The organism is Streptomyces noursei (assembly GCF_016917755.1).
Taxonomy (GTDB): domain Bacteria; phylum Actinomycetota; class Actinomycetes; order Streptomycetales; family Streptomycetaceae; genus Streptomyces; species Streptomyces yunnanensis.
In genome coordinates this window covers 3,217,081-3,241,124 of record NZ_CP070326.1, presented here as the reverse complement: position 1 = coordinate 3,241,124, position 24,044 = coordinate 3,217,081, and the positions used below count along the sequence as shown (strand labels likewise).

Below are 24,044 nucleotides of genomic sequence, written 5' to 3'. Positions count from 1 at the left end.
CGAGTCCGGGGGCCGGTGCGGGCACCGGCCCCACCGGGCGGCGCCCGCCGCGCGGCCTTCAGCGGACGGGGCTCACAGCCCGTAGCGCTCCCGGGCCTCCTTGACCGACTCCGGCTTGACGTCGCCGCGCCGGGCGAGGGCCGCCAGCGCCTGGACGACCACCGACTGCGGGTCGACGCCGAAGTACCGGCGGGCCGCCTCGCGGGTGTCGGACAGGCCGAAGCCGTCCGTCCCTATGGACGTCCAGTCCTGCTCGACCCACGGGGCGATCTGGTCCGGGACCGCCCGCATCCAGTCGCTCACCGCGACGACCGGACCGGGGGCGCCGGCCAGTGCACGGGTGACGTAGGGGATCCGGTCCTCGCCCTCCAGGCGGGCCGCGTCGCACTCCAGGGCGTCGCGGCGGAGCTCCGTCCAGGACGGGGCGGACCACACGTCCGCCGCCACGCCCCAGTCGGCGGCCAGCAGCGCCTGCGCCTCCAGGGCCCAGTGGATCGCGGTGCCGGAGGCCAGCAGCTGGAGCCGCGGGACCTCGGCGCCCTCGATGGACGTGGCCTCCTTGAAGCGGTAGAGGCCCTTGAGGATGCCCTCCTCGACGCCCTCGGGCATCGCCGGCTGCACCTTGGTCTCGTTGTAGACCGTCAGGTAGTAGAAGACGTCCTCTGCGTCCGGGCCGTACATCCGGCGCAGACCCTCCTTGACGATCACCGCGACCTCGTAGGCGAACGCCGGGTCGTACGAGAGCGCCGCCGGGTTGGTCGAGGCGATCAGGTGCGAGTGGCCGTCGGCGTGCTGGAGGCCCTCACCGGTCATCGTCGTGCGGCCGGCGGTGGCGCCGATCACGAAGCCGCGGCCCAGCTGGTCGGCGAGCGCCCAGAACTGGTCGGCGGTGCGCTGCCAGCCGAACATCGAGTAGAAGATGTAGAAGGGGATCATCGGCTCGCCGTGCGTCGCGTACGACGTCGCGGCGGCGGTGAAGTCGGCCAGCGAACCGGCCTCGGTGATCCCCTCGTTGAGGATCTGGCCGTTCTTGGCCTCCTTGTACCAGAGCAGCTGGTCCCGGTCGACCGGGTCGTAGGTCGCGCCCTTGGGGGAGTAGAGGCCGGCGGTCGGGAAGAGCGACTCCATGCCGAAGGTGCGGGCCTCGTCCGGGACGATCGGGACCCAGCGCTTGCCGGTCTCCTTGTCCCGCATCAGGTCCTTGACCAGCCGGACGAACGCCATGGTGGTGGCGATCTCCTGGCTGCCCGAGCCCTTCTTCAGCGCGTCGAACGCCTTGTCCGCGGGGATCGGCAGCGGCTTGGCCACGACCTTGCGGGCCGGGGCCGGGCCGTCCAGGGCGGCGCGCCGGGTGCGCAGGTACTGCATCTCCGGGGAGTCCTCGGCCGGGCGCCAGTACGGCACCAGGTCGCCCTCCAGGGCGCTGTCCGGGATGGGGAGTTCGAGCAGGTCCCGCATGGTGCGGAACTCCGCCATCGTCAGCTTCTTCATCTGGTGGTTGGCGTTGCGGGACTCGAAGCCCGTGCCCAGGGTGTAGCCCTTGACGGTCTGCGCCAGGATGACCGTCGGCGCGCCCTTGTGCTCGACTGCGGCCCGGTACGCGGCGTACACCTTGCGCGGCTCGTGGCCGGCGCGGGACGTCTGGAACAGCTCCAGCAGCTTGGCGTCGGAGAGCCGTGCGCCGATCGCCTTGAGGGTGTCGCTCGCGCCGAAGAAGTGCTCGCGCAGGTAGGCGGCGTCGCGGGTGGCGTACGTCTGGAACTGCGCGTCCGGGGTCTCACGGAGGCGCTGGATCAGCGCGCCGTCGGTGTCGAGCGCGAAGATCTCGTCCCACGCCTGGCCCCACAGGGCCTTGACGACGTTCCAGCCGGCGGCGCGGAACTGGGCCTCCAGCTCCTGCACGATCTTGAAGTTGGGGCGGACCGGGCCGTCCAGGCGCTGCAGGTTGCAGTTGATGACGAAGGTCAGGTTGTCCAGGCCCTCGCGGCCGGCCAGCGCCAGTGCGGCGGTCGACTCCGGCTCGTCCATCTCGCCGTCGCCCAGGAAGGCCCAGACGTGCGAGTTGCCGGTGTCCTTGATGCCGCGGTGCTCCAGGTAGCGGTTGAAGCGCGCCTGGTAGATCGCCGAGAGCGGGCCGAGGCCCATGGAAACGGTGGGGAACTCCCACAGCCAGGGCAGCCGCCGCGGGTGCGGGTAGGAGGGCAGGCCCTCGCCGCCGGCCTCCTGGCGGAAGTGGTCGAGCTGCTCCTCGGTGAGCCGCCCTTCGAGGAAGGCGCGGGCGTAGATGCCGGGGGAGGCGTGGCCCTGGATGTAGAGCTGGTCGCCGGACCCGTCGCCCTCCTTGCCGCGGAAGAAGTGCTGGAAGCCGGTCTCGTACAGCCAGGCGGCCGAGGCGAAGGTGGCGATGTGGCCGCCCAGGCCGAGCTTGGAGCCGCGGGTCACCATGGCGGCGGCGTTCCAGCGGTTCCAGGCGGTGATCCGGGCCTCCATCGCCTCGTCACCCGGGAACGCGGGCTCGGCGGAGGTCGGGATGGTGTTGACGTAGTCCGTCTCCACCAGCGAGGGCAGGTCGGTGCCTTCGGTGTGCGCGGTGTGCTCCAGGGCGCGGCGCATCAGGTACGCGGCGCGATGCGGGCCCGCTGCCTTGGTGACGGCGTCCAGCGACTCGCGCCATTCGGCCGTCTCCTCGGGATCGCGGTCCGGGAGCTGGTCGAGCTGGCTGTACGGCAGGCGCACGGGATCGGGCATGGGTGGCCCCTTTCCGGACGGGTGGGAATGCGAGTTCGGCAGGCATTCGGCAGGCAGGGGTGTCGCGCCCCAGTCCTCGACGATAACGCTCTGATCGATGATCGATCAACGCCGGTCGGAGGAAAAGCCGCAGGTCGGCACGGGGTGCCGCAATGCGGGGCACCCCGTGCCAGCTCCGGAGCCCCCCTCCGTTACGCCTCGGAGTGCCCCCGACACGCGCCGGAATCATAGATTCCGAATGCCTGGGAACGGCCGGTTCCGCGTGGGTCGCCGCCACGCGGCGAAGCGGCCCCGCGGAACACTCCGCAGGGCCGCTTCGCCGGATTCGTCCCCCGGTGCCTCAGACCCGTGGCGCGCAGCTCAGCACGTGCGCCTTGAGCAGCGCGCCGATCCGCGGGTCGCGCCGCCGGAACGCGTCCACCAGCTCCTGGTGGTCCTGCGCGTGCGAGCGCGGCTCCGGGCTGAACCAGCGGATCGACAGCGTCGTCCAGACCTCGACGCCCAGCCCCTCCCAGGTGTGCAGCAGCACGGCGTTCCCGGCCGCCCGCACGATCTCCCGGTGGAAGGCCACCGTGTGCCGCACCTGCGCCTCTCCGTCGCCCGCCGCGTCGGCCTCCCGCAGGGCCGCCACCTCGCGCTCCAGCGCCGCGGTGTCCTCCGCCAACCGCCCGGCCGCCAGTTCGGCGGCGACCTGCTCCAGCCCGGCCCGCACCGGGTAGCTCTCCTTGAGGTCGTCCGCGGTGAGGTTCCGCACCCGGACGCCCTTGTTCGGCGCCGACTCGATCAGCTGCAGCGACTCCAGTTCCCGCAGCGCCTCCCGGACCGGCGTCTGGCTGACCTCCAGCTCCACCGCGATCCGCCGCTCCACGATCCGCTCGCCCGGCTGCCAGCGCCCGCTGACGATCCCCTCAAGGATGTGCTCGCGGATCTGCTCGCGCAGCGAATGGACGACGGGCGGGGTCATGACGTGCTCCTTCAGAGCGGATGGGGCCGCGAGGGTGGTGCCGGGGTCATTATCGGGGACGCCGACGCACAAAAGGGCCGGCCCCGGCTCGTCGGAACGAGCCGGGGCCGGCCCCGGTGCACAACTCCCGCTTCTCCGAAGGGAGTCGGGAGCAGGTGTGATCCTTGATCACACGGAGCGGGTGAGCACCTGCTCAGAGACCGATCTCGGTCTCGAACTCCGCGGCCTCCAGGATCTGCTTGACCGTGGTCAGGTAACGGGCCGCGTCGGCGCCGTCCACCAGACGGTGGTCGTAGGACAGGGCCAGGTAGGTCATGTCACGGATGGCGATGGTCTCGCCGAGGTCCGGGTGGTTGATGACCACCGGGCGCTTGACGGTGGCACCGATGCCGAGGATGCCGACCTGGTTCGGGGGCACGATCACGGTGTCGAACAGGGCGCCGCGCGAACCGGTGTTGCTGATGGTGAAGGTCGCGCCGGACAGCTCGTCCGGGGTGATCTTGTTGGCGCGGACCTTGCCCGCCAGCTCCGCGGTCTTCCGGGCGATGCCGGCGATGTTGAGGTCGCCCGCACCCTTGATGACCGGGGTCATCAGGCCCTTCTCCGCGTCCACCGCGATACCGACGTTCTCGGTGTCGAAGTAGGTGATGGTGCCCTCGTCCTCGTTGATCCGGGCGTTGACGACCGGGTGGGCCTTCAGCGCCTGGACAGCGGCCTTGACGAAGAACGGCATCGGGGAGAGCTTGACGCCCTCACGCTGCGCGAAGGCGTCCTTGGCCTTGTTGCGCATCCGCATGATCGCGGTGATGTCCACCTCGACCACGGAGGTCAGCTGCGCCTGGCCGTGCAGGGCCTTCATCATGTTGTCGCCGATGACCTTGCGCATCCGCGGCATCTTGACGGTCTGACCGCGCAGCGGCGAGACCTCCAGCGCCGGGGCCTTGGACGGCGCGGCGGCCGGCGCGGCCGGGGCCGGCACGGCGGCCTTGAGGGCCTCGGCGGCGGCGATGACGTCCTGCTTGCGGATCCGGCCACCGACACCGGAGCCCTTGACCGTGGCGAGGTTGACGCCGTTCTCCGCCGCGAGCTTGCGGACCAGCGGGGTGACGTAGGCGCCGTCCGCCTCACCGGCCGCCGGGGCGGGGGTGACAGGGGCGGGCGCGACCGGAGCCGGAGCCGGAGCCGGCGCGGGGGCCGGAGCCGGGGCGGCAGCGGCCGGAGCCGGGGCCGGGGTGGGCGCCGGAGCCGGGGCCGGAGCGGGCGCCGGAGCCGGAGCGGCTGCCGGGGCCGGGGCGGCCGGGGCAGGGGCGGCCGGGGCAGGGGCGGCGGCCGGAGCCGCGCCCTTCGCGCCGATCACCGCGAGCTTGGCACCGACCTCGGCGGTCTCGTCCTCGGCCACCAGGATCTCCAGCAGGGTGCCGGAGGTCGGGGCGGGGATCTCGGTGTCGACCTTGTCGGTGGAGACCTCCAGCAGGGGCTCGTCCTCGGAGACCTCCTCGCCGACCTCCTTCAGCCAACGGGTGACGGTGCCCTCGGTGACGCTCTCGCCGAGCGCCGGGAGGAGCACGTCGGTGCCCTCGGCGCCACCCGCGGGGGCCTCGGCCACGGGGGCCGGAGCCGGCTCGGGCTGCGCGGCCGGGGCCGGGGCCTCGGCGGCGGCCGGCGCCGGTGCGGCCGCCGGAGCACCGGTGCCGTCGTCGATGATGGCCAGCTCGGCGCCGACCTCCACGGTCTCGTCCTCGGCCACCTTGATGGAGGCCAGAATGCCGGAGGCCGGGGCCGGGATCTCGGTGTCGACCTTGTCGGTCGAGACCTCCAGCAGCGGCTCGTCGGCCTCGATACGCTCGCCCTCGGCCTTCAGCCAGCGGGTGACGGTGCCCTCGGTGACGCTCTCGCCGAGCGCCGGCAGGGTTACGGAAACCGCCATGGTTTCAGTTGCTCCTATCGCAAGTACGGATGTGGTCGCGCCCGGGACTGGGGGTCAGTCGTGGGAGTGGAGGGGCTTGCCGGCGAGGGCCAGGTGGGCCTCGCCGAGCGCCTCGTTCTGCGTCGGGTGCGCGTGGATGAGCTGCGCAACCTCGGCCGGCAGGGCTTCCCAGTTGTAGACCAGCTGGGCCTCGCCGACCTGCTCGCCCATACGGTCACCGACCATGTGGACGCCGACCACGGCACCGTCCTTGACCTGGACGAGCTTGATCTCGCCCGCGGTCTTGAGGATCTTGCTCTTGCCGTTGCCCGCAAGGTTGTACTTCAGGGCCACGACCTTGTCCGCGCCGTACAGCTCCTTGGCCTTGGCCTCGGTGATGCCCACCGACGCGACCTCGGGGTGGCAGTACGTGACGCGCGGGACGCCGTCGTAGTCGATCGGGACGACCTTCTGGCCGGCCAGTCGCTCCGCCACCAGCATGCCCTCGGCGAAGCCGACGTGCGCGAGCTGGAGGGTCGGGACGAGGTCACCGACGGCCGAGATGGTCGGGACGTTGGTCTGCATGTACTCGTCGACCAGGACGTAGCCGCGGTCCATCGCGACGCCCTGCTCCTCGTAGCCCAGACCGGCGGAGACCGGGCCGCGGCCGATGGCGACCAGCAGCACCTCGGCCTCGAAGGTCTTGCCGTCGGCGAGGGTGACCTTGACGCCGTCGGCGGTGTACTCGGCCTTGTCGAAGAAGGTGCCGAGGTTGAACTTGATGCCCCGCTTGCGGAAGGCCCGCTCCAGGAGCTTGGAGCTGTTCTCGTCCTCGACCGGGACGAGGTGCTTGAGGCCCTCGATGACGGTGACGTCGGTGCCGAAGGACTTCCACGCCGAGGCGAACTCGACGCCGATCACGCCGCCGCCCAGGATGATCGCCGACTTCGGGACGCGGTCGAGCGTGAGCGCGTGGTCCGAGGAGATGATGCGGTTGCCGTCGATCTCCAGGCCCGGCAGGGACTTCGGCACGGAGCCGGTCGCCAGCAGGACGTGGCGGCCCTGGACGCGCTGGCCACCCACGTCGACGGAGGTCGGGGAGGACAGCCGGCCCTCGCCCTCGATGTAGGTCACCTTGCGGGAGGCGACCAGACCCTGCAGGCCCTTGTAGAGGCCCGAGATCACGTCGTCCTTGTACTTGTGGACGGCGTTGATGTCGATGCCCTCGAAGGTGGCCTTGACACCGAACTGCTCGGCCTCACGGGCCTGGTCCGCGATCTCGCCGGCGTGCAGCAGAGCCTTGGTGGGAATGCAGCCGTTGTGCAGGCAGGTGCCGCCGAGCTTGTTCTTCTCGATCAGGGCGACGTCCAGGCCCAGCTGCGCCCCGCGCAGGGCAGCGGCGTAACCACCGCTACCGCCTCCGAGGATCACTAGGTCGAAAACGGTGCTGGCGTCGTTCGCCACGTCACGTCCTCCATGCATGGGTGCGCCGGAGCCGGTCGTCGATGACCGGACCGCGGCTGTTGTTCGGCCGCTTTAACTCGGCCCTGGGTAAGGGGGGCCCTGTCCTGCCGAGAACCCATCTTCGCACTTGTTCAACGAAGGCGGGACGCGGGGCCGGGCTCGGGACGGCCGATCCGCCGTTTCACCGGGGTTACTCGTGCGTACGAAAGGCGCAGCGGCGCGAGGCGCCACCTGGGAAGGGTGGCGATGGGCGACGGGTGGGAGGATTTCGTCGAGGGCGAACATACCGTGGTCGGTGCACCGACGGCCCCGGGCGTACGTACCCCGGGGCCGTGCGGGCGTGGCGGACCGGCGGGCGGATCAGCCCAGGTCGCCTTCGGCGGTGCGCTCGGCCAGCCGCAGCAGGGTGCGGACCGAGGAGCCGGTGCCGCCCTTGGGGGTGTAGCCCCAGGGCGCGCCCTCGTGGAAGGCCGGGCCGGCGATGTCCAGGTGCGCCCAGGCGATGCCCTCGCCGACGAACTCCTTCAGGAAGAGGCCGGCGACCAGGCCGCCGCCCATCCGCTCGCCCATGTTGGCGATGTCGGCGACCGGGGAGTCCATGCCCTTGCGCAGCTCGGCGGGGAGCGGCATCGGCCAGGACTGCTCGCCGACCTCCTCGGCGATCTCGTGGATCGCGGTGCGGAAGGCGTCGTCGTTCGCCATGATCCCGAAGTGGCGGTGGCCCAGCGCCAGCACCATCGCCCCGGTGAGCGTCGCCACGTCGACGATCGCGTCCGGCGCCTCCTCCGAGGCCCGGGTCAGCGCGTCGGCCAGCACCAGGCGGCCCTCGGCGTCGGTGTTGAGCACCTCGACGGTCTTGCCGCTGTACATGGTCAGCACGTCGCCGGGGCGGGTGGCGGAGCCGGACGGCATGTTCTCGGCGAGCGCCAGCCAGCCGGTGACGTTCACCGGGAGGTTCAGCCGGGCGGCGGCCACGACCGCGGCGAACACCGCGGCGGCGCCGCTCATGTCGCACTTCATGGTCTCGTTGTGGCCGGCCGGCTTGAGCGAGATGCCGCCCGAGTCGTAGGTGATGCCCTTGCCGACCAGCGCCAGCGTGCGCTCCGCGTCCGCGTGCGTGTGCGCGATCCGCACCAGCCGCGGCGGGGCCTCCGAGCCCTGGCCGACGCCCAGCAGACCGCCGTAGCCGCCCTTCTTGAGCGCCTTCTCGTCCAGCACCTCGAAGGTGAGGCCGAACTCCTTGGCCGCGGCCTGCGCTTCGGCGGCGAACTGCTTGGGGTCCAGGGCGTTGGAGGGCGTGTTGATCAGGTCGCGGGCGCGGTTGATCTCCGCGGCCAGCACCTGGGCGCGCTCCGCGGCGGCCTTGAACTCCTTGTCCCGCGGCTTGCCGCCGAGGACCGTGGCCTCGCCCAGCGGCGCCGACTTGGCGTCGCCCTTGCGGCCCTTGGCGCCCTTGCCGTTCCCGCCGTTGCTGCGGAACGCGGTGAAGCTGTACGCGCCCAGCAGCGCGCCCTCGCCGACCGCGGCGGCCGCCCCGGCGTGCTCGACCGGCAGCGCGAAGGCCGCCTTCTTGGCGCCGGCCAGCGTCCGGGCGGCGCTGCCCGCCGCGCGGCGCAGCGCCTCGTGGTCGTAGGAGTCGCCCTTGGCCGGGGCGTCGCCCAGGCCGACCGCCAGCACGACCGGCGCCTTGATGCCGTCGGCGGCGGGCAGCTTGGTCACCTCGCCCTCGACACCACTCGCGCCGAGGGTCTCCAGCACGGCGGCGAGCTTGCCGCCGAACGCGTCGTCCACGGCCTCGGCGCCGGGGGCGACCACGACGCCCTTGGCGCCCTTGGCCACGCCGACGACGACGGCATCCGCACGCACCGTTGCGGCGGAAGAAGTACTGAGGCTCAGTGCAGTCACGGTGATGAAGGTCCTGTTCGTCCGGGGAATCCGTTTCGCGCTTCAGCGCTGCTGCGGCCGAGCCTACGCTCGGTGGCGCCGGCTGGCCCGGCCGGTTACGGCACCGGGATCTGACGGGACGTCGCCCGCCGCCCGGCGGATGCGCCAAATCGCCGTGAACGCGAGGGGGTTGACGGTGCTGCGCGGGCTTTCAGCCGAGTGCGAGCAGCACCAGCGCGGTGAGTCCGGCGCACTCCGCGAGGGCGCCGAAGACATCGCCGGTCACCCCGCCGAACCGCCGCCGGCAGTGCCGCAGCAGCACTTCCCCGCCCGCCAGCCCGAGCAGCGCCGCCACCGCCGCGTGCAGCGCGCCGTACGGGCCGCCGGCCGCCGCGCCGAACGCCGCGCAGCCGGCCGCCACCAGCGCCGCGCAGCCCACCCCGGCCGGCACCGGAACCGCCCCGGCGACCGCGGCCCCCAGCCCCTCCGGGCGGGCCGCCGGCACCCCCGCCCGGGAGGCCAGGGTCAGCGCGCCGCGGGCGGTGACCGCGGCCACCACCGCCCCGGCCGCGCCGCTCGCCCAGCCCGCCGCGTACAGCCCGAAGAGCGCGGCCACTTGGGCGAGCAGCGCGAACAGCAGGGTGATCACGCCGAACGGCCCGATGTCGGACCGCTTCATGATGCGCAGCGCCTCCTCGGCGGGCTTGCCGCTGCCCAGGCCGTCGGCGGTGTCCGCGAGCCCGTCCAGGTGCAGGCCGCGGGTGAGCACCGCCGGCACCACGGCGCTGCCGATCGCGGCCAGCAACGGCCCGCCGCCGAGCACCAGCAGCAGCCCGCCCAGCGCCGCCGCGCACAGGCCGACCACCAGTCCGGCCAACGGCGCGCACAGCATTCCGCCGCGGGCCGCGGCCCGGTCCCAGCGGGTCAACCGCACCGGCAGCACGGTCAGCGTGCCGAACGCGAAGCGGAGCCCGTCGACGAGGGAGGCGGGGGAGGGCGGCACGGGGGCGGTGTCGTTCACCGCGGCAGGGTACCCGGGGCCGGCGGCGCGGCGGACGGCCCTCCGCCGCTCACCAGGGGCGGTCCCGGCCGCGGGCGTACTGGGCGTAGTGGACGTCGGAGGGCTTCACCGGCCGCCACCGGTCCCACCCCACGCACAGCGCCAGCACCACCAGCACCGCCGCGACATGCTCCTTGCCCGCCAGGTTGGTCTTGATGAACGCCACCTCGACGAACATCGAGACGACCACCACGACGCAGGTGAAGCGGGCCCGGTAGCGCCAGCAGACGACGACCGCCAGGCCGACCACCGCCGCCGACGGGCCGGTGTCGACCACGAACTTGTCGGAGTCCGGCAGCCCGATCGGGCTGTCCGGGCCGAGCCACAGGCCGATCCGGGCGTACATCGTGCCGGCGAGCGTGGCCGCGTAGGCGACCGTCAGCGTCTGCCAGCGGCCGAGGCAGATCTCGGCGATCCCGAAGACCACCAGGATCTGCGCCAGCGCGCCCCACACCGGCAGGTCCAACGCCGGGACGAACAGCGACAGCGGGGTCCGCAGCAGCGCCACCCACAGGTGCTCGTACGCCTGCACCGAGCCGATGTTCTGGACGGCGCGGTAGCCCCAGGACTGGTTCTGGACGAAGTGGAAGGTCAGCGTCAGGCCGACCGCGGTCAGGGTCAGCGGGACCGCCCGCAGCCGGCGGGCCACCAGCGTCGGCCACACCGTCCTCAGGAGCGGGCCCCACTCGGCCCGCGCGGCGCGCCGCAGGACGGACAGCTCCCGCCGGCCCGCGCCGGGCTCGCTCATCTCCCGTGCTCCAAATGCTTGCGGTTCAGCCACTTCGGCAGACCGGGCGCTTCGAGGAAGCCCTCGGCGCGGGCCGCGGCGATGCCGATCCGCAGCACGTCGGTGCTCTTCTCGAAGAGCATGTACCGGGGCTCCCAGACGGGCCGGTATTTCGCGTTGGCGCGATAGAGCGATTCGATTTGCCACCACCGGGAGAAGAAGCCGAGCAAGGAGCGCCACAAACGCAGCACCGGGCCCGCGCCGAGCCGCGACCCCCGTTCGAAGACGGAACGGAACATCGCAAAGTTGAGCGAGAGCTGAGTGATCTCCACCTCGTCCGCCCGCTGGATCAGCTCCAGCACCATGAATTCCATGAGCCCGTTGTCGGACTCCCGGTCCCGCCGCATCAGATCCAGCGACAGTCCCTTCCGCCCCCACGGCGCGAAGCTCAGCAGCGCCCGCAACCGGCCCTCGGCGTCGGTGCATTCGAGCATCACGCAGCGCCCGTCCGCCGGATCGCCGAGCCGGCCCAGCGCCATCGAGAAGCCCCGCTCGGTGTCCCCGTCGCGCCAGTCGTCGGCCAGGCGCACCAACCGCGCCATCTCCTCGGCGGGGATGTCCTCGTGCCGCCGGATGCGGACCGTGTAGCCGGCCCGCTGGATCCGGTGGTACGCCTGCCGCACGGTGCGCATGGCCCGGCCGCCCAGGGTGAACTCCGCGGTCTCCACGATCGCCTCGTCGCCCAGCTCCAGCGCGTCCAGCCCGTGCCGGGCGTAGATGGTGCCGCCCTCCTCGCTCGCGCCCATCACCGCCGGCGCCCAGCCGTGCTCCCGGGCCTCGGCCAGCCAGCGCTCGATCGCCCCCGGCCACGCCTCCGGGTCGCCCAGCGGGTCGGCGGAGGCCAGCGACACCCCGCCGACCACCCGGTACGTCACCGCCGCCTTCCCGCTGGGGGAGAAGACCGCGCTCTTGTCGCGGCGCAGCGCGAAGTATCCCAGCGAGTCCCGGTCGCCGTGCCGCGCGAGCAGCCCGCGCAGCTTCTCCTCGTCGTCCGCGGTGATCGGATCGATGGTGCGCACGGACCGGAACGCCGCCCACAACACGACCACCAGCAGCGCCGCGCTGAGCACGTTGATGGTGCCGTTGACCCAGTTCGGCGTGGAGATCCCGGGGAAGCGGTGGTCGTCGGCGGCCAGCGACACCAGTCGCAGCAGTCCGTACCGCCAGCGCTCGGCGAACGTCGAGGCGCCCGGGGCGGCCAGGTTGGTGACCGTCACCAGCAGCGCCGCCAGCAGCGAGGCGACCAGCAGCCCGCCGGCCGCGGTCAGCGCCGCCAGCTTCGGGTTGGCCCGGTCGCCCTTGGCGTAGAACTCCCGCCGGCCGGCCAGCAGGGCCGTCGTGAACAGCAGCGTCAGCGCCAGCGACACCCAGTTCTGCGGGTGCGTCCGGTATTCCGGGAAGAGCACCATCACCACGGCGACCAGCAGCAGGAAGAGGCCGGACAGCACCACGTTCAGGATCCACGCGGCCCGCTTCCGCCGGCGCAGCGTCACCGCCAGGAACAGCGAGAAGGCGCCCGACGCGAAGCCCGCGGTGAGCAGGTACGGGGTGAAGAAGTCCGCGGAGTTGTGGCGCCGGATGTCGTTGCCGAACGACACCCACACCGCCCCGAGGACGTTGATGAAGGTGACGATGCGCAGGTACCAGATGCCGAACGCGGCACCGCGCCGCGCCCACCGGCCGCGGGGGTGGTCTTCCTCCGGACTCAAAGCGATGTCTCCCGATAAATCGTGCAATACGCGATCTTACGGGGGCCGTCGCCGACCGGCGCGGTGCGGTCGCGGGCGGGAGCTGCGCGGGTGCGCCCGGTGGGTGTCAGTCGCCTACCGGGAGCTCCGCGGCCAGTGCGGCCGCCGCCCGTACCAACGGCAGGGCCAGCAGCGCCCCGGTCCCCTCGCCCGCTGTGACGCCGTGATCGAGCAGAGGGTTGAGTGCGATCCGGTCCAGCGCCTTGGCCTGCGCCGGCTCGCCGCTGGCCTGCCCGGCCACCCACCAGTCCGGCGCCCGGAACGCCACCCGCTGCGCCACCAGCGCGCAGGCCGCGGAGACCACGCCGTCCAGGATCACCGGGGTGCGGCGGACCGCGCTCTGCAGCAGGAAGCCGGTGGCCGCGGTCAGGTCGGCGCCGCCGACGGTCGCCAGCAGCTCCAGCTGGTCGCCCAGCACCGGCCGGGCCCGGCGCAGCGCGTCCCGGATCGCCGCGCACTTGCGCATCCAGGCCAGGTCGTCGATGGGCCGGCCGCCCCGCCCGGTGACGACCGAGGCGTCCGTCCCGCACAGCGCGGCGATCAGAGTGCCCGCGGCGGTGGTGCCGCCCACGCTCAGATCGCCCAGCACGACCAGGTCGGTGCCGGCGTCCGCCTCCTCGTCCGCGATCGCCATCCCGGCCCGGAACGCCGCCTCGGCCTCCTCGGCGGTCAGCGCGTCCTCGACGTCGATCCGCCCCGAGCCGCGGCGCACCCGGTGCCGGGTGACCTCCTCCGGCAGCTCCGCCGGATCGCAGTCCACCGCCATGTCCACCACCCGCACCGGCACGCCGGCGGTGCGCGCCAGCACCGCCGCCGGGCTCGACCCGTCCAGGACGGCCCGCACCAGGTCCTTGGTGCCGCCGGCCGGCCGGGCCGAGACGCCCAGCTGCGCGACGCCGTGGTCGCCGGCGAACAGCAGCGCCCGGGGCCGCTCGACGGGCCGCACCGGCACCTGCTGCTGGACGGCGGCCAGCCACTCGCCCAGCTCGTCCAGCCGCCCCAGGGCGCCGGGCGGCAGGGCCGTCCGGGCCCGCCGCTCCTCGGCGGTGCGGCGCACATCGGCGTCGGGGCGCTCGATCAGTTGGGCGAAGTCATCGAGGTTCAGGGCGCTCATTGGGCGCAGATTACCGGCAACGGCGGGCCGACGGGGCGTCCGTGGGGCGTCCGCGGCGGCCCGCTTCGCCAGCACCGGTGCGGGCCGGGGACGGTGGCGGCGCGTCAGGTGGCGCCACCGGCGGTGAACCGCACCTCGCACACCACAGTCCCCGCCAGCCACCGCCGCCACCGACCGGGCGACCCGCGGCCCGCCGCCAGGGGGAGGACGCGCACCGCGGCGACGGCCGGGTGGCGGCGGGCCGACCGGGCCACCGCCGCCGTCCACCGGGGCAGCGCGTCCAGGACCAGCGCCCCGCCGGGGAACCGCGCCGCGCACACGGCGAGCAGGTCCCGCACCGCGCCGGCCGGCAGCCCCGCGGGCGTCCGGGGCACCGCCACCACCACCCCGCCCTCCGGCGCGCCCACCACGTCCGGCCAGTCGGCGCCCGATCCCGCGCAGCCGACGGTGCGCCGCCGGGGGCCGTCGGGCAGCAGCAACCTGCGGGCCGCCGCGTCCTCGGGCGGCAGCACCGACAGCCAGGTCAACCGCCCGTTGTCCAGCCGCCGGAAGCCGGTCCCCAGGCCCTCGCCGAGGACGACCACGGTGGCGTCCGGGCGGCGCTCCAGATAGCCGCGGACCGCCGCCTCGGCGGCGTCGCTCAGCTCGCCGGCCCGGCCCGGCCCGACCGGACCGGGGCGCCCGGGGGCGGCAGGCCGGAGGGGGGAACGCCGGCGGTGGGCGCGGTGCCCGTGATGTCGGGAAAGTTCGGTCACCGTCCCAGCGCACCCGCCGCCGGCCCCCCGGGCAAGCGGACACGGGCCGGACCGGGCCGCTGTCAGCCGCGCAGCGCAAGCGCCTGGCCCGCGACCACCACCAGCAGCTGCTCGCACTCCGCGCCGAACGCGGCGTTCAGCCGCCCGAGTTCGTCCCGGAAACGGCGGCCCGCCGGGGTCGCCGGAACCACCCCCGAACCGACCTCGTTGCTCACCGCCACCACCCGCCGACGGGTCTCCCGCACGGCCGCCACCAGCGCCTCGCAGCGCTCCCGCAGCGCCCGCCGCCCGCCCGCCTCCCAGGCCGCGTCGTCCCACGCCCCGACCTCGTCCATGGCGTCCGTCAGCCACAGCGCCAGGCAGTCGACGAGCAGCGGCGGCGCGGTCGCCGGCTCCGCCAGCAGCGGCAGCAGGTCACAGGTCTCAACGGTCCGCCAGCCGGCCGGGCGCCGCTCCCGGTGCAGCGCCACCCGCCGCGCCCAGTCCTCGTCGCCGTCCCGGGTGCCGCTGGTGGCCGCGTACACCACCTCGGGGAAGGCCAGCAGCCGGCGCTCGGCCTCCACCGACTTCCCGCTGCGCGCCCCGCCCAGCACCAGCGTCCGGCGCGGCAGGTCGGGCACCGCGTGGTACTCGCCGACCACGAGGGAGGTGCCGTCCGGCACCGTGCGGGCGCCCAGCGCCGCCAGCCGGCGGTGGAGTTCGGGCCCGGGCGGCACGGTGTGGTCCAGGTGCACCGCGACCACGTCGGTCGCCGCGTCCACCGCCCCGCTCGCCCGCAGTCGGGCCAGCGCCTCCGGCCGTGCCAGCACGTCCAGCAGCACCAGGTCGTACGGTCCCGGGCCGCCCGCTGCCGCGGGCCCGCCGTTGCCGGGGTCGGCCTCGCCCCACCCGGCCGGCGCCGCGCCCGGCGGCAGGTACAGCAGCCGCTGGCCGTCGTCGCCGGTGACCTCGTAGCCGGTGCCGGGGACGTCCACCGCGATGGCCCGCACCCGGTGCCCGCCCAGCAGCGCAAGCTCCCGGCCGTCGGCGACCCGGCCCGGCTGCGGCAGCCCCGCCGGCACCTCCAGCGCCGGCCCGTCGTGCGGGTGGGAGAGCAGCACCTGGCGCACCGCGGTGAGCGAGCGGCCCGCACGGGCGGCGGCGAACGCCGGGCCCGGGGTCAGGTCGAGCAGCAGCGCGCCGTCGACGAGCAGGGCGGTCGCCGCCCGTGCCTCGTCGCCGACGGCGGTCGCACAGGCGGCACACGGGCAGTCGGGGCGCGGCAGCCCCTGCGGGGCCCCGGTGCCGAGGAGAGTCAGGTCCACCCGGGTAAGTCTCTCGCGTCCGGCGCGCACGAGCGCGCGGGGCGCCCACCGACGCCGCCGTTGGGCTTGCGCGGCGCACCGGACGCCGCTCGGCGCCGCCGTCGGGCCTGCGCGGCGCACCCGGTGCCGTCCGGCGTCGCCGTCGGGCCGGCGAGAGCGCCGCAACGCCCCTCGACACGGCCGATAGGCTTTCCGATCAAGCGGGGAAGCACGATCCGCAGGCACGACGTGGCGCGCGGTGCCCGGCGTGTGCGGTGGGATCGGCGGACCCGGCGGATCCGGTGGGACTCCAGGAGGCGCACATGGCGTGGACGTGGCGGTTCGAGAAGGCGGACGGTTCGGAGGCGGTGCCCACCGTGGAACCGGAGGAGTTCACGACCCAGGGGGACGCCGAGTCCTGGATCGGGGAGCAGTGGCGCGACCTCCGCGACGGCGGCATCGACCAGGTCAGGCTCTTCGAGGACAGCACGGAGATCTACCCCGGGCCGATGAGCCTGCACGCCGACGAGGAGTGAGGCGCGGTGGGGGCCGGCGGCGCCGGCCCCCACCGTCCCGAGCCGGTCGGGCTCAGGGCCGCTGGCCGCGCTTGACCTGCGGCTTGGGCAGCCGCAGCCGACGCATCTGGAGCGTGCGCATCACGGCGTAGGCGCGGGCGCCCTTGAGGTTCTCCTTGGGGAAGCGCTGCTGGAGCAGCTTGCCCAGCCGGAACCAGATCATGATCGAGTCGAGCACGATCAGGACGATGATCACCAGCCACAGCAGCAGCGCGATGCTCTGGATCTGCGGCACCCGGATCATGGTCAGCACCAGGATCACCACGGCGACCGGCAGGAAGAACTCCGCCACGCACCACCGGGCGTCGACGTAGTCCCGGGCGAAACGACGCACCGGGCCCTTGTCGCGGACCGGCAGAAAGCGCTCGTCGCCGTTGGCCAGGGCCTCGCGCTGGCGGGCCATGTCGGCACGCCGGGCCTCCCGCTGCGCCTTCACGGCGTCCTTGCGGTTGGTCGGCGTCTGAGCGCGCGTGCGGCGCTGCGACTGGGCGTCGCTGCGCTTGGGCGTCGGACGGCCCTTGGGGGCCTGCGGATCGCGGGGCTGCTGGGGCTGGGACGCGGTCACCTTGGCGGTCGCGGCCTGCTCATCCTTCGAACGGCTTCGGAACACAACACCCAAGAGTACGTCCTCGCCGCGAATGAGCCATGGGTCGAGGGGGAACGATCTGCCCCAGCTGTTGCTGGGAGGTGCCCCCAGCAACGGCACCGGCGCCTTCGCATGGGGGCAGAAGCGGACAGAGCGGGCGGTGCGGCGGCGTCCGGGGGCCGCCCTACTCCCTGGGCGGGAGAAGCCGGACGGTCTGATCGTCCTGGAGGAGGAGCGCATCCGGGCCCGAACAGTGCGGTAATGGAACCAGGGCCCGTACTGTGGGGTCTGTAGATGTGCTGGAGCCTAAGCCCGATGCAAGTCGGCCAGAAGGGGGCGCGCGAGGCCCATGAGCGATGGTGTCATGAAGCGGATGGGGATGATCTTCCGCGCGAAGGCCAACAAGGCCCTTGACCGGGCCGAAGACCCGCGCGAGACCCTCGACTACTCGTACCAGAAGCAGCTCGAACTGCTGCAGAAGGTACGCCGCGGCGTCGCCGACGTGGCGACCTCCCGCAAGCGCCTGGAGCTGCAGCTCAACCAGCTCCAGGGCCAGTCCGCGAAGCTGGAGGACCAGGGCCGCAAGGCGCTGGCGCTCGGCCGTGAGGACCTGGCCCGCGAGGCGCTGACCCGGCGCAGCGCGCTGCAGCAGCAGGTCACCGACCTGGAGACGCAGCACCAGACGCTGCAGGGCGAGGAGGAGAAGCTCACGCTCGCCGCGCAGCGGCTCCAGGCCAAGGTCGACGCCTTCCGCACCAAGAAGGAGACGATCAAGGCCACGTACACGGCCGCCCAGGCGCAGACCCGGATCGGCGAGGCGTTCTCCGGCATCTCCGAGGAGATGGGCGACGTCGGTCTGGCGATCCAGCGGGCCGAGGACCGCACCGCGCAGCTCCAGGCCCGGGCCGGTGCCATCGACGAGCTGATGGCCTCCGGCGCGCTGGACGACCCGACCGGCATGGCCAAGGACGACATCACCGCCGAGCTGGACCGGCTCTCCGGCGGCAGCGACGTCGAGCTGGAGCTGCAGCGGATGAAGGCCGAGCTGGCGGGCGGACCGTCCGCCCAGCAGCAGGCCCTCGAGGGTGGCCCGGGCGGCGCCGCCCAGCAGGCCCCGCAGCAGCAGCACCCGCGTCTCGACAAGCAGTGACCGACGGCGGCGGCCCGCCCCGTGCGGAGCGGTCCGCCGTCGCCACCGTGACCCCGCCCGACCGCAACAAGGGAGACCGTCGTGATCGTACGGATCATGGGGGAGGGGCAGGTGAAGCTGGATGACGCCCACTTCATCGAGCTCAACAAGCTGGACGACGAACTGCTCGCCGAGATGGAGAGCGGTGACGAGGCCGGATTCCGGCGCACCCTGGGGGCCCTGCTGGACTCCGTACGTCGTCTGGGCACCCCGTTGCCGGACGACGCCCTGGAGCCCTCCGAGCTGATCCTGCCCGCGCCGGACGCGAGTCTGGCGGAGGTCCGGGAGATGCTCAGCGACGACGGCCTGATCCCGGGCTGACCAGCAGATACACCGCACACCCAGCGCACTACGGACAGCGCCCCGGCCCCCCAGTGGGACCGGGGCGCTACCGTTGCCTGCTGTGACAGCCCCTCCGTCGCCCGCCACCGCCCAGGACGCGACCCGCGTCGCCCGGCTCCGCCGGTGGCACCGGAAGCATCAGCTCGCGTTCGACACGGCGGTGGCTGCGGTGGTGTTCGTGGCGATCCTGTGTGGCGCGGTGGCCGGGCCGCACGGCCCGCACGGCGCGCACCTGCCCCGCTTCGGCGTCCGCGAGCTCTCGCCCGTCACCGTGGTGCTGGCCGTCCTCGCCTGCGGCGCGCTGGTGCTGCGCCGGCGGCTGCCCCGCACGGTGCTGGCCGCCACCGGCGCGCTGACCGTCGTCGAGCTGGTCGCCCAGTCCAACGCCCCGCGCGCCCCGGTCGCCGTCGCGGCGGTGATCGCCCTGTTCACCGTGGCCTCCCGCACCGATCGGCCCACCACCTGGCGCATCGGCGTGCTCACCTGCCTGGTGCTGACCGCCGCCGCGATGTTCTTCGGGGACCGCGCCTGGTACGCCCAGGAGAACCTCGCGATCTTCGCCTGGACCGGGATGGCCGCGGCGGCCGGCGACGCGGTCCGCAGCCGCCGGGCCTACGTGGACGCCATCCGCGAGCGCGCCGAGCGCGCCGAGCGCACCCGCGAGGAGGAGGCCCGCCGCCGGGTCGCCGAGGAGCGGCTGCGCATCGCCCGCGAGCTGCACGACGTGGTCGCGCACCACATCGCCCTGGTCAACGTCCAGGCCGGGGTCGCCTCGCACGTCATGGACAACCGGCCCGACCAGGCCAAACAGGCGCTGGCGCACGTCCGGGAGGCGTCCCGGTCGGCGCTGGAGGAGCTGCGCGCCACGGTCGGTCTGCTGCGCCAGTCCGACGACCCGACGGCGCCCACCGAGCCCGCGCCCGGCCTCGGCGTCCTGGACCAGCTGATCGACGGGTTCGTCCGGGCCGGCCTGCCGGTCGCCCTGGACCTGCCGCCCGCGCCGCAGCCCGCCCTGCCCGCCTCGGTGGACCTGACCGCCTACCGGGTGGTCCAGGAGGCGCTGACCAACGTCCGCAAGCACGCCGGCGACGGGGCCCGCGCCACCGTGCGGATCATCCGGACCGACGGTGCGCTGACCGTGACCGTCCAGGACGACGGCCGCGGCGCCGGAGCGGACGCCGCGGTGGCCGCGGACGGGCCGGGGGAGGGGGCCGTGGCGGGGTCCGTCGGCGGCCATGGTCTGATCGGGATGCGCGAACGGGTCCAGGCGCTGCGCGGCACGGTCGTCACCGGCCCCCGGGTGGCCGGCGGCTTCCAGGTGCGGGTCACCCTGCCGCTGGGCGGCGCGCGTACCGGTGAGACGACATGAGCGCGAGGGCAACGGGGACATGACCATCAAGGTGCTGCTGGCCGACGACCAGACGCTGCTGCGCAGCGCGTTCCGCATCCTGGTCGACTCGGAGCCGGACATGCGGGTGGTGGGCGAGGCGTCCGACGGGGCGCAGGCGTACGCCCTGGCTCGCGAGGAGCGCCCCGACGTCGTCCTGATGGACATCCGGATGCCCGGCACCGACGGCCTGGCCGCCACCCGCCTGATCAGCCAGGACCCGGAGCTGACCGGCGTCAGGGTGATCATCCTGACCACCTTCGAGGTCGACGACTACGTCGTGCAGTCGCTGCGGGCCGGCGCCAGCGGCTTCCTGGGCAAGGGCGCCGAGCCGGACGAGCTGCTGCACGCGATCCGGATCGCGGCCGGCGGCGAGGCGCTGCTCTCGCCCGCCGCCACCAAGGGCCTGATCGCCAAGTTCCTCGCGCAGGGCGAGGGCGCGGCGGGCGACCGGCCCGGCGGCGCGGACGCCGAGCGGCTGGCCACGCTCACCGGCCGGGAGCGCGAGGTGCTGGTGCTGGTGGCCGGCGGACTGTCCAACGACGAGATCGCCGAGCAGCTGGACGTCAGCCCGCTCACCGTCAAGACGCACGTCAACCGCGCGATGGCCAAGCTCGGCGCCCGCGACCGGGCCCAACTGGTGGTCATCGCCTACGAGTCGGGACTGGTGCGCCCGCGGGCGCACTGAACGGAGCAGGCGCCCGTACGCCCAGGGGTGCAGGGCGGGTGGAGCCACCCGTACTACGGACGCGGTACGGACGGCGGCCGAAAACCGACTTGCGAGCGAGGAAAACCGGGCTGGCCGTGACGGAGGGTGTAGGTGGGCCGGTGTCGGCCCTCACCCCGGGCCGGACACACGGCTTCCGCCGGCGTTCCCCCGTCCTCGATACCCGCTTTTCTGAACAGAAGAGAGACCGCCACCCATGTCCTGGCTGTCCCGCATCAGCCTCGTACAACGGGGCCTGATAGCGCTGATGTCGATCGTCGCGATCGCCTTCGGCGCCATCGCGATCCCGCAGCTCAAGCAGCAGCTCCTGCCGTCCATCGACCTGCCGATGGTCTCCGTGATCGCCCCGTATCAGGGCGCCTCGCCCGATGTCGTCGAGAAGCAGGTGGTCGAGCCGCTGGAGAACGGAATCCAGGCGGTCAACGGCATCAAGAGCGTCACCTCGACGTCGAGCGAGGGCTCGGGCGTCATCATGGCGCAGTTCGACTTCGGCAACGACTCCAAGACCCTGGTCGCCGACGTCCAGCAGGCCGTCAACCGGGCCCGGGCGAAGCTGCCGAAGGACGTGGACCCGCAGGTGGTCTCCGGCGGCACGGACGACCTGCCCACGGTCGTCCTCGCGGTCTCCTCCACCAAGAAGGACCAGCAGACCCTCGCCGACCAGCTCAACCGCACCGTCGTCCCGGACCTGAAGAACATCGGCGGCGTCGGCCAGGTCAACGTCGGCGGCGTGCAGGACCGGATCGTCGCGGTCACCCCGGACGAGGCGAAGCTGGCCGCCGCGGGGCTGAACTCCGCCGCGCTCGGCCAGGCGCTCCAGGCCGGCGGCACCTCGGTGCCGGCCGGCGCCTTCTCCGAGGACGGCCGCAGCAAGACCGTGCAGGTCGGCGCCGGCTTCACCTCGGTGGCGCAGATCAAGGACCTGATGGTCACCCCGGCGGCCGGCCCGATGGGCGGCGGCCAGGGCGGCAAGCCGGTCCGGCTCGGTGACGTCGCCACCGTCCAGGAGACCTCGGCCACCCCGACCTCGATCACCCGCACCGACGGCAAGCCCAGCCTCTCGGTCACCGTGACGATGAACCAGGACGGCAGCGCGGTCGCCATCTCCGACGCGGTCAAGGGCAAGCTGGACACCATCCGCAAGGACCTGGGCGCCGGTGCGAGCGTCACCATCGCCTCCGACCAGGGCCCGCAGGTCTCCAAGTCCATCGAGTCGTTGACCACCGAGGGACTGCTCGGCCTGGTCATGGCCGTGATCGTGATCCTGGTCTTCCTGCTGAGCCTGCGCTCGACCCTGGTCACCGCGGTCTCCATCCCGCTGTCCGTGGTCATCACCCTGATCGTGCTGTGGACCGGTGACCTCTCCCTGAACATGCTCACCCTGGGCGGCCTGACCATCGCGATCGGCCGGGTCGTGGACGACTCGATCGTCGTCCTGGAGAACATCAAGCGGCACCTGGGCTACGGCGAGGAGCGCCGCGAGGCCATCCTCAAGGCCGTCAAGGAGGTCTCCGGCGCGATCACCTCCTCGACCCTGACCACGGTCGCGGTCTTCCTCCCGATCGGTGTGGTCGGCGGCATGGTCGGCGCCCTCTTCGGCTCCTTCTCGATCACCGTCACGGTCGCCCTGCTGTCCTCGCTGCTGGTCTCGCTGACCGTGGTGCCGGTGCTGTCGTACTGGTTCCTGCGCGCCCCGAAGATCCCGGAGGGCACCGACCCCGAGGAGCTGCGCCGCACGGCCGAGGAGAAGGAGACCCGCAGCGCGCTGCAGCGGCTCTACGTCCCGGTGCTGCGCTTCGCCACCCGCCGCCGCGCGATCAGCCTGCTGATCGCCGTGGTGATCCTCATCGCCACCTTCGGGATGGCCCCGCTGCTGAAGACCACCTTCTTCGACCAGGGCAAGCAGGACACCCTGAGCATCAAGCAGGAGCTGAAGCCGGGCACCAGCCTGGCCGCCGCCGACGCGCAGGCCAAGCGGGTCGAGAAGGTGCTCGCGGCCGACAAGGACGTCGAGGACTACCAGGTCACCGTCGGCTCCTCCGGGATGATGGCGGCCTTCGGCGGCGGCTCCGGCGCCAACCAGGCCAGCTACCAGGTCAAGCTCAAGAGCTCCGCGGACTCCGACAAGGTCACCGAGAACCTCCGCGGCGAGCTGGCCAAGCTCGGCCCGGCCGCCGGCGAGGCGTCCGTCTCCGTGGGCGGCGGCGGCTTCGGCAACCAGAACCTCAGCGTGGTCGTCAAGGCCGGCGACGCCGACGTGCTCAAGCGCGCCAGCGAGCAGGTCCGCACGGCCGTCGCGGGCCTGGACCACGTCACCGACGTCCAGAGCGACCTGGCGCAGAGCGTGCCGCGGATCTCCGTGACGCCCAACGACAAGGCCGCCGCGGCCGGTTACACCCAGGCCACGCTCGGCGCGGCCGTCGCCCAGGCGGTCCACGGCACGCCCAGCGGCAAGGCCGTGCTGGACGACACCGAGCGCGACGTGGTGATCAAGTCGGCCCACCCGGCCACCACCGAGGCCCAGTTGAAGGACCTGCCGCTGCCGACCCCGTCCGGGATGGCCCGGCTCGGCGACCTGGCGACCGTCAAGACCGTGGCCGGTCCGGTCCAGATGACCCGGATCGACGGCGCCCGCTCGGCGACCATCACGGCCAAGCCGACCGGCGACAACACCGGTGCGGTCTCCGCCAAGCTCCAGAGCACGATCAAGTCGCTGAAGCTGCCGTCCGGCGCCACCGCCACCGTCGGCGGCGTCTCCCAGGACCAGACCGACGCGTTCGGCAAGCTCGGCCTGGCCATGCTGGCCGCCATCGCGATCGTCTTCCTGCTGCTGGTGGGCACCTTCCGGTCCATCGTCCAGCCGCTGATCCTGCTGATCTCGATCCCGTTCGCGGCGACCGGTGCGATCGGCCTGCTGGTCGCCACCGGCACCCCGATGGGCGTCCCCGCCATGATCGGCATGCTGATGCTGATCGGCATCGTGGTCACCAACGCCATCGTCCTGATCGACCTGATCAACCAGTACCGGGCACAGGGCTACGGCGTCGTCGAGGCGGTCGTCGAGGGCGGCCGGCACCGTCTGCGCCCGATCCTGATGACGGCCCTGGCCACGATCATGGCGCTGCTGCCGATGGCACTGTCGATCACCGGCGACGGAGGCTTCATCTCCCAGCCGCTGGCCGTGGTCGTGATCGGCGGTCTGATCACCTCCACCCTGCTCACCCTCCTCCTCGTCCCGACGCTCTACGCGATCATCGAGCTCCGTAATGAGCGCCGGGCGGAGAAGAAGGCGGCGAAGCGGGCCGGGAAGGACGGCGGCACCGCGGCTCCCGCGGACGCCGACCGCACCCCGGAGCCGGCCGGGGTCTGACGCCCCGCCCGTCCCGTAGGACCCACGGATCCCCCGCGACCGCACCCGGCGGTCGCGGGGGATCCGCGCGTTGTGGACACCCGGCGCCCGCGCGCTCCGGTGGCGCCGGAGCCGCCGGTGGCACCCGGGGCGGGTGGGGTGGCCGGAAGGCGCTG

18 protein-coding genes are annotated in these 24,044 nt (G+C 73.3%); 6 read left to right on the top strand and 12 right to left on the bottom strand.

Going from position 1 to position 24,044, the window contains the following annotated elements:
• Nucleotides 1-72: 72 nt before the first annotated feature.
• The 11 genes from aceE to JNO44_RS14270 form a co-directional block, all read right to left on the bottom strand.
• Nucleotides 73-2,748 (bottom strand): pyruvate dehydrogenase (acetyl-transferring), homodimeric type, encoded by a 2,676-nt coding sequence (gene aceE, locus JNO44_RS14320; RefSeq protein WP_205364444.1) that lies wholly within the window; start codon nucleotides 2,746-2,748, stop codon nucleotides 73-75.
• Between the two features lie 340 nt (nucleotides 2,749-3,088).
• The gene (locus JNO44_RS14315; RefSeq protein ID WP_039637219.1) at nucleotides 3,089-3,712 is read right to left on the bottom strand and encodes a GntR family transcriptional regulator; all 624 of its coding nucleotides are present in this window, start codon (nucleotides 3,710-3,712) and stop codon (nucleotides 3,089-3,091) included.
• A 193-nt stretch (nucleotides 3,713-3,905) separates the two neighbouring features.
• Nucleotides 3,906-5,639 carry a 2-oxoglutarate dehydrogenase, E2 component, dihydrolipoamide succinyltransferase gene (gene sucB / locus JNO44_RS14310; protein WP_205364441.1) on the bottom strand — a complete coding sequence of 578 codons (1,734 nt, stop codon included), beginning with the start codon at nucleotides 5,637-5,639 and terminating at the stop codon, nucleotides 3,906-3,908.
• A 54-nt stretch (nucleotides 5,640-5,693) separates the two neighbouring features.
• Nucleotides 5,694-7,082, bottom strand: coding sequence for a dihydrolipoyl dehydrogenase (lpdA, locus tag JNO44_RS14305; RefSeq protein ID WP_073447818.1), 1,389 nt, complete (start codon nucleotides 7,080-7,082; stop codon nucleotides 5,694-5,696).
• A gap of 360 nt (nucleotides 7,083-7,442) precedes the next feature.
• The gene (locus tag JNO44_RS14300; RefSeq protein ID WP_205364439.1) at nucleotides 7,443-8,987 is read right to left on the bottom strand and encodes a leucyl aminopeptidase; all 1,545 of its coding nucleotides are present in this window, start codon (nucleotides 8,985-8,987) and stop codon (nucleotides 7,443-7,445) included.
• A 190-nt stretch (nucleotides 8,988-9,177) separates the two neighbouring features.
• The gene (locus tag JNO44_RS14295; protein ID WP_205364437.1) at nucleotides 9,178-9,987 is read right to left on the bottom strand and encodes an adenosylcobinamide-GDP ribazoletransferase; all 810 of its coding nucleotides are present in this window, start codon (nucleotides 9,985-9,987) and stop codon (nucleotides 9,178-9,180) included.
• Nucleotides 9,988-10,036: 49 nt separating this feature from the next.
• Nucleotides 10,037-10,774, bottom strand: a complete 738-nt coding sequence (locus JNO44_RS14290; RefSeq protein WP_205364435.1) for a hypothetical protein — start codon at nucleotides 10,772-10,774, stop codon at nucleotides 10,037-10,039.
• The gene (locus tag JNO44_RS14285; protein ID WP_205364433.1) at nucleotides 10,771-12,522 is read right to left on the bottom strand and encodes a phosphatidylglycerol lysyltransferase domain-containing protein; all 1,752 of its coding nucleotides are present in this window, start codon (nucleotides 12,520-12,522) and stop codon (nucleotides 10,771-10,773) included. Before JNO44_RS14285 ends, JNO44_RS14290 begins: the two co-directional genes overlap by 4 nt.
• A gap of 106 nt (nucleotides 12,523-12,628) precedes the next feature.
• On the bottom strand, nucleotides 12,629-13,675 hold the full coding sequence (cobT, locus tag JNO44_RS14280) for a nicotinate-nucleotide--dimethylbenzimidazole phosphoribosyltransferase (RefSeq protein ID WP_205364431.1): 1,047 nt from the start codon (nucleotides 13,673-13,675) through the stop codon (nucleotides 12,629-12,631).
• A gap of 104 nt (nucleotides 13,676-13,779) precedes the next feature.
• Nucleotides 13,780-14,430 (bottom strand): class I SAM-dependent methyltransferase, encoded by a 651-nt coding sequence (locus JNO44_RS14275; RefSeq protein WP_205364429.1) that lies wholly within the window; start codon nucleotides 14,428-14,430, stop codon nucleotides 13,780-13,782.
• A gap of 62 nt (nucleotides 14,431-14,492) precedes the next feature.
• Nucleotides 14,493-15,734, bottom strand: coding sequence for a bifunctional adenosylcobinamide kinase/adenosylcobinamide-phosphate guanylyltransferase (locus tag JNO44_RS14270; RefSeq protein ID WP_205364427.1), 1,242 nt, complete (start codon nucleotides 15,732-15,734; stop codon nucleotides 14,493-14,495).
• Nucleotides 15,735-16,036: 302 nt separating this feature from the next.
• On the opposite strand from JNO44_RS14270, the gene JNO44_RS14265 reads away from it, so the two are divergent.
• A complete protein-coding gene (locus JNO44_RS14265; protein ID WP_039637234.1) occupies nucleotides 16,037-16,249 on the top strand; it encodes a hypothetical protein in 213 nt (70 codons plus the stop codon).
• Between the two features lie 52 nt (nucleotides 16,250-16,301).
• Here JNO44_RS14265 and JNO44_RS14260 read toward each other — a convergent pair whose 3' ends face one another.
• Nucleotides 16,302-16,898, bottom strand: a complete 597-nt coding sequence (locus JNO44_RS14260; RefSeq protein ID WP_205364425.1) for a DUF3043 domain-containing protein — start codon at nucleotides 16,896-16,898, stop codon at nucleotides 16,302-16,304.
• Nucleotides 16,899-17,223: 325 nt separating this feature from the next.
• Between JNO44_RS14260 and JNO44_RS14255 the strand changes: the two genes are divergently transcribed.
• The 5 genes from JNO44_RS14255 to JNO44_RS14235 all read left to right on the top strand — a co-directional run bounded on the left by JNO44_RS14255 (nucleotide 17,224) and on the right by JNO44_RS14235 (nucleotide 23,889).
• Entirely contained in the window at nucleotides 17,224-18,024 is an 801-nt protein-coding gene (locus JNO44_RS14255) for a PspA/IM30 family protein (protein WP_205364424.1), read from the top strand.
• An 81-nt stretch (nucleotides 18,025-18,105) separates the two neighbouring features.
• On the top strand, nucleotides 18,106-18,384 hold the full coding sequence (pspAA, locus tag JNO44_RS14250) for a PspA-associated protein PspAA (RefSeq protein WP_039637240.1): 279 nt from the start codon (nucleotides 18,106-18,108) through the stop codon (nucleotides 18,382-18,384).
• Nucleotides 18,385-18,466: 82 nt separating this feature from the next.
• Nucleotides 18,467-19,774 carry a sensor histidine kinase gene (locus tag JNO44_RS14245; protein WP_205364423.1) on the top strand — a complete coding sequence of 436 codons (1,308 nt, stop codon included), beginning with the start codon at nucleotides 18,467-18,469 and terminating at the stop codon, nucleotides 19,772-19,774.
• Between the two features lie 19 nt (nucleotides 19,775-19,793).
• Nucleotides 19,794-20,480 (top strand): response regulator, encoded by a 687-nt coding sequence (locus tag JNO44_RS14240; RefSeq protein WP_205364422.1) that lies wholly within the window; start codon nucleotides 19,794-19,796, stop codon nucleotides 20,478-20,480.
• 235 nt (nucleotides 20,481-20,715) lie between these two features.
• Nucleotides 20,716-23,889: an efflux RND transporter permease subunit gene (locus JNO44_RS14235; RefSeq protein WP_205364421.1), complete on the top strand. Its 3,174-nt coding sequence runs from the start codon at nucleotides 20,716-20,718 to the stop codon at nucleotides 23,887-23,889.
• Nucleotides 23,890-24,044: the final 155 nt, after the last annotated feature.